General features: G+C 66.6%; 6 protein-coding genes. 5 read left to right on the forward strand and 1 reads right to left on the reverse strand.

Annotation, left to right across the window (positions count from 1 at the left end; all coding sequences use genetic code 11):
* From VGF12_RS18355 to VGF12_RS18375, 5 genes are all read left to right on the forward strand, one after another.
* Positions 1 to 2,083, forward strand: a 2,083-nt coding sequence (locus VGF12_RS18355) for a TonB-dependent receptor (RefSeq protein WP_331177490.1), incomplete at its 5' end; no start/stop codon positions are given.
* 2 nt (positions 2,084 to 2,085) lie between these two features.
* The gene (locus VGF12_RS18360) at positions 2,086 to 3,222 is read left to right on the forward strand and encodes a PepSY domain-containing protein (RefSeq protein ID WP_331177491.1); all 1,137 of its coding nucleotides are present in this window, start codon (positions 2,086 to 2,088) and stop codon (positions 3,220 to 3,222) included.
* A 217-nt stretch (positions 3,223 to 3,439) separates the two neighbouring features.
* Complete coding sequence (locus VGF12_RS18365; RefSeq protein ID WP_331177492.1) at positions 3,440 to 3,745, forward strand: hypothetical protein; 306 nt, start codon at positions 3,440 to 3,442, stop codon at positions 3,743 to 3,745.
* A 46-nt stretch (positions 3,746 to 3,791) separates the two neighbouring features.
* A complete protein-coding gene (locus VGF12_RS18370) occupies positions 3,792 to 4,115 on the forward strand; it encodes a type II toxin-antitoxin system Phd/YefM family antitoxin (protein WP_331177493.1) in 324 nt (107 codons plus the stop codon).
* On the forward strand, positions 4,108 to 4,509 hold the full coding sequence (locus VGF12_RS18375) for a type II toxin-antitoxin system RelE/ParE family toxin (protein ID WP_331177494.1): 402 nt from the start codon (positions 4,108 to 4,110) through the stop codon (positions 4,507 to 4,509). Before VGF12_RS18370 ends, VGF12_RS18375 begins: the two co-directional genes overlap by 8 nt.
* A 532-nt stretch (positions 4,510 to 5,041) precedes the next feature.
* Here VGF12_RS18375 and VGF12_RS18380 read toward each other — a convergent pair.
* A partial coding sequence (locus tag VGF12_RS18380) for a hypothetical protein (RefSeq protein WP_331177495.1) occupies positions 5,042 to 5,515 on the reverse strand: 474 nt, incomplete at its 5' end.

Here is a 5,515-nt window from a genome sequence, read left to right on the forward strand (position 1 = left end):
CCGACTCAAGCTGGAGGAAGCCCCTGCAGCCGCCAGCCGCCTGGGCTTGACGGCCCGCGAGACGCCCGCCACCGTGCAGACGCTGACGCAGGAGGACATCCAGCTCCGCGGCCTGCGCACCGCGCGAGAGACGTTTGCCGACATACCCGGCGCCATCGCCGGCAATGTGCCCGGCAACCCCGCCGTGGTGATGATGCGCGGCTTCTCGGGCAACGCCGTGTCCATCCTGCAGGACGGCGTGCGCGTGTCCACCTCCACCGTCGTGCAGCGCGACACCAACACCTGGCACTTCGACCGCATCGAGGTCATCAAGGGGCCGGCCTCCGTGCTGTTCGGCGAGGGCGCGCTGGCCGGCGCCATCAACAAGGTCACGCGCAAGCCCACGCTGGACGGCCATCACTTCGACGCACTGCTGAGCTACGGCAGCTTCAACACCAGCACCGTGGCGGCCGGCGCCAACGTGCAGCTGTCCGAAGCCGCGGCCCTGCGCATCGACACCAGCCAGCTGCAGTCCGACAGCCTCTACGACGTCGAGCGCCAAAAGACCCGCTCGCGTGGGCTGACCGCAAGCATGCTGTTCAATCCCGGCCATGACCTCAGCGCGCTGGTGGCGGTGGACCACTACGAGGACCGCTACGACGGCACCTACCAGGGCGTACCGCTGGTGCAGGCCGCGGTCGCCAAGGATCCCAGCGCCATCCTGCAGAGTGCCAACGGCCTGGTCATCGACAAAGCGCTCAGACACCGGAACTACAACCCCGAGGGCGCCTACTCCGACGCCGACGAGACGACGCTGCGCAGCCGCATCGATTGGCAGCTGGGCGATGACTGGACCCTGGGCACCGACCTGACGGCCTACACCGCCAAACGGGCTTTCGTGCTGAGCGACACCCAGACCTTCGTGGCACCGACTGCCGCCTTCCCGAACGGCAGCTTCTCGCGCACGGTGCAACGCTTCTATCACGACCACCAGTTCTGGAACGTGCGCTCGGCGCTGTCCAAGACCGGGCAGCTCGGCGGCCTGCGCAACCGCTTCACGGCCGGCGTGGAATACAACCACACCGACCTGGCCAGCCTGCGTCAGAGCGCACCGGCCAGCGCGCTGGCCGCGGTCGACCCCTACTCGCCTGCGGTCGGGAGCTTCCCGACGGCGAACAGCGTCTACACCGCCGGCAACGTCAACTTCGACTCCCACCTGAAAACGACGTCCGTCTTCGCCGAGGATGCGCTGAACCTCAGCCCGCAATGGCTGCTGGTGGCGGGCCTGCGTTACGACAACATCGACCTGAACCGCGGCGTCACCAATTTCAACGTGACGCCCAACGCCGTGCAGACGGCCAACCCGCACTACCGCCCGCTGTCATGGCGCTTGGGTAGCACCTACGACCTGAGCCCGGCCACGGCCGTCTATGCGCAGGTGACGTCGGGCGCGGCGCCGGTGTCGTCGATCCTGCTGCAGTCCATCGCCAACACCAGCTTCAAGCTGACCAAGGGGCGGTCCGCCGAGGCGGGCTTCAAGACGACAACGGCCGACCGTCGCCTTTCGCTCACCGGCGCGATCTACTACATCCGCCAGGACGACATCCTGACCCGCGACCCGGCCAACCCATCCCTGACCGTCCAGGGCGGCAGCCAGTCCTCGCGCGGCGGCGAGCTGAACGCCGTGGTCAGCCTGACGCCCGGGCTGTCGGCCGGCGCGGGCATTGGCGTCGTCGATGCCGTCTACGACAAGCTCATCGAAGCGGGCGGCGCCGTGCGCACCGGCAACCGGCCCATCAACACCCCGGTCACGGCGGCCAACGGCTTCGTCACCTATGCGGTGCCGGGTACGCCGGTATCCGTCAGCGGCTTCGTGCACCGCGTGTCGGGCTTCTACACGGACACGGCCAACAGCATTCACGTCGACGGGCACACCACGCTGGACGCTTCCGTGGCCTGGAAGCTGTCAGGGAAGACAACCCTGACGCTGCGCGGCCGCAACCTCACCAATGCCTTCTTTGGCGAGTATTCGGGCTACCCGACGACCAACATCTACCTGGGCGCGCCGCGCAGCGTCGAGTTGTCGTTGCTGGCACGGTTCTGAGCATGCAGCGCGTGCGCGTCTTCATCCTCAAGCTCCACCTCTGGCTGGGGCTGAGCGTGGGCGCACTCTTCGTGCTGCTCGGGCTGACTGGCTCGGCCCTCGTGTTCTACGAAGGGCTGGATGCTGGGCTGAACCCGGAAGTCCGGGTCGCTTCCACCGCGCCGGCGCCGGGCTGGGACGCGCAGGTCTGGGACCGTGCACTGGCCACCGTGCGCAGTCGGTGGCCCGAGCGTACCGGCGCCTGGCGATTCGAGGCCACTGGCGAGCCAGGCGCCCTGGCGGTCCGCTACCAGCCGCCCGGCGGCGGCCACCATGGCCTGCGCGTGATGGTGTGGCTCTCGCCCGACGGCACTCAGGTGCTGCGCGAGGCCGAGTGGGGCCGCTACCTGATGACCTGGCTCTACGACCTGCACATGGAGCTGCTGCTGCATGCACCAGGGAGAGCGTTCATCGGCTGGGCTGGACTTGTGATGGCCGCACTGCTGCTTTCCGGCCTGTGGGCTTGGTGGCCGCGCGGCAGCCTGGCCAAGGCGCTGCACTTCAAGCGTGAGGCCGTGCGGTCGCGGCGACTGCGGGACATCCACAAGCTCGCCGGCCTGATCGCGCTCCCCCTGCTCCTGATGCTCGTCGTCACTGGGGTGATGCTGGCGCTGCCCGATGAGAGCAACGCGGTCCTGGCCAGCACAGTTGGTGCACCGACGAAGACACCCCAAGTTCGATCATTGGCCGGCGCCGGGGTGCAGGTGCCGCTGGCTCAGGCGCTGGCCACGGCTCACGCGGCTTTCCCCCGGGCGCGGCTTGCCTGGGTGGAAGCCCCCGGCCCGGGCTCCGGCGTCATCCTCGTGCGGTTGCAGCAGCCCAGCGATCCCAGCTACCGGTTCCCGCACAGCTATGCCTACGTCGACCAGTACAGCGGCGAACTGCTCGCCACCCGTGACCGCGATGGATTCAACACCGCCAGCATTGTCATCAACTGGCTGCATCCGCTGCACGACGGGTCAGTGGGCGGCATCGGTCTGCGCGTGCTGCTGGCGTTCAGCGGGCTGGTGCCTGCGATGCTCTTCGTCACTGGGGTCTGGCGCTGGCGGTGCCGCGCGCGAGCCGCTCAGAAAAACAGCTCCAGAGGGTCTCTTCGATGAGGGAAGCCAAATGTGATTTCACGCCAAATCGGACTTCAGCGGCCAAGCCAAATGGTCGCCACACCAAAGCAGCCAGCCAGTTCAGCGCCCCAGTCACCCACCGCACCGACCTGCTACACCGGCCCTCGCGGCGGCACATACACGATCACCAAGTCTGGCAAGAAGAACTACAGCGGTTGCTGAGCAGTGACCATCAAATTGGCACGACTCCAGCCCGGTGCAGCAGAGACTGGCGGCTTTGCTGGTCGAGAGACTGGACGCGGCGCCTGGCTGGATGCGCGTGCTGCAAGCCGACGGTCTGCATGCGTACATCACCGGGCACGACCGAGGCGGCAACACCGCCTACAACCTCCCGCCCAGCCGTGGCGTCGTCCTCGGTCGGCTGTTCCGTCGGCAATCGACGATGGGCACGTCCACGGAGGTGTCACTCACCCCGGCGGAGACCCACCAGATCGCCCACCGGCAGCAGCAGCCGCAGCGAACCAACAGGGCGCGCCGGCCAGCGAGCCACGCCCTGCGCTGAAGTAGACTGCACAGAATCCTGTCATCCATCACCCAAGGAGCCGGCCATGGGCTTTTCAGCCAGCGATGTGGTGCCCTTCACCCAGGCGCGCGCCAACCTCTCCGAACTGGCCGACCAGGCCAAGGGCGGCGCCGAGAAGATCATCACCAAGAACGGCGAGAGCTACGTCGCCCTGATCGACGCCGCGCGGCTGGACTATTACCACCAGCTGGAGCGCGAGCGCATCCACCTGCTGCTGATAGACGATGCCCAACGCGGCTTGGCCGACATCGAGGCCGGCCGCACCGTCGGGGCCGATGCCGCCATTGCCAAGCTGCAGCAGCGCCGCGCAGCTGCCGCCCCAGGCAAGGCCGCCAAGAAACGTGGCTGAGGGACTGTACCGGGTTGAGCTGACCGCCATCTTCCTGGCGCGGCTAGACGCCATTGAGGCCTTCCTGACCGAAGCCGACGCTGCCTTCGCCTTCGACGACCTGCTGGACGAGCTGCGCGCCACAGTCATCCCCAACCTGGCCCGCTTCCCGCGCATCGGCCGCCGCTACCTCGCCAACCCACCGCAGTCAGCCGAGGCCCTGGCCCAACTGGCGCTGTTGCCGGCTGGGGCAGCTGCCGCGCTGCGCGAATACCTGCATGGCGACTACCTGATGCTCTACACGGCCATTGATGCACAGGAAACCGTCTACCTGCTGTCCATCCGGCATCACCGGCAACTCTCGTTTGATTTCGCCAGCCTCTGGCCGGGCACAAGCCGCCAAGTTAAAGAATGACTACTCAGCTCGACTTTGTGCTGCGCGACCTCGCCTGTCCCGTTCTGCGCCAGCCGCTCCGCTACATAGAGACCTTGGCGCGTGGAACGAACGTGCCCCTCGGGAACACGTCACCTTCCAGCCGACGCTTCACGTAGTCGGCGTGCCGGCTCGACCGGGCAGTCTTCTAGCTGTCCCACCACTTCCTGGCGACCGCCTCGAACGAGTCCTCCATCGCGATCTGCATGGCGACCCTTGCCTCCCGGCGCTGCGCCATCGGGTCAGAGCCGGCGGCGAGCAGCCTGCGCCCCCACCTCAAGGTAAAGCCCCTGACCATCTGCCAGGCAGATTCGCTTCTGCTCAGGTGGACAGACGGTGTTCCTGCACTCGAGATCGGTGAGCGGCATCGGGGAACAAACCTCGCTGCTGGCCGGAATCGGCCTCTGTTCCCCGAAAGGTGCCCCTGGTTCCCCTGCGCTGCAATGACACTACGTGACATGCCACCGCAAGAAAAAAGCCCCAAGTGCTTGATGCGCCTGGGGCTTTTGTTTCTTCATGGCATGCCATGAGATGTTTTTATGGGGTGGCTGATGGGACTCGAACCCACGACGACAGGAATCACAATCTTGGGCAGAAAGTGAGCATCGGCGCGGCTTGGCGGGCTACTTTTTGGAATTTTGCCGCCGTTCGGAGCACGGTTCGACGCGGCCTCGGCGAACGGTGTTCCAGCGTTTGAGGGGCCAAATGGCGCCGCGCAATCCTGTATAAACATACAGTGATTGTCTTCGCCCAACGCCTCCTCGACAAAGGCCTCGTCATCCAGAGGCAGCACATCGTGCGCCAGCACAGGATGGTTGTCGGCCTCTTCTCTTTCCGCGACCAGCGCGACGACGAGATGCAGCGCACGACGCGCGTGGCGACGATGGTTATGGCCCACACCTTCATCGCCTGCCGCGAGACCCCGCGGGAGATCGGCAGCAACCTGTTCCCGCCGCTGATCGAGGCCGCCCTGATCCACTGGCACGAC

Origin of the sequence: Roseateles sp. (genome assembly GCF_036404855.1) — a bacterium.
GTDB lineage: Bacteria > Pseudomonadota > Gammaproteobacteria > Burkholderiales > Burkholderiaceae_C > Pelomonas.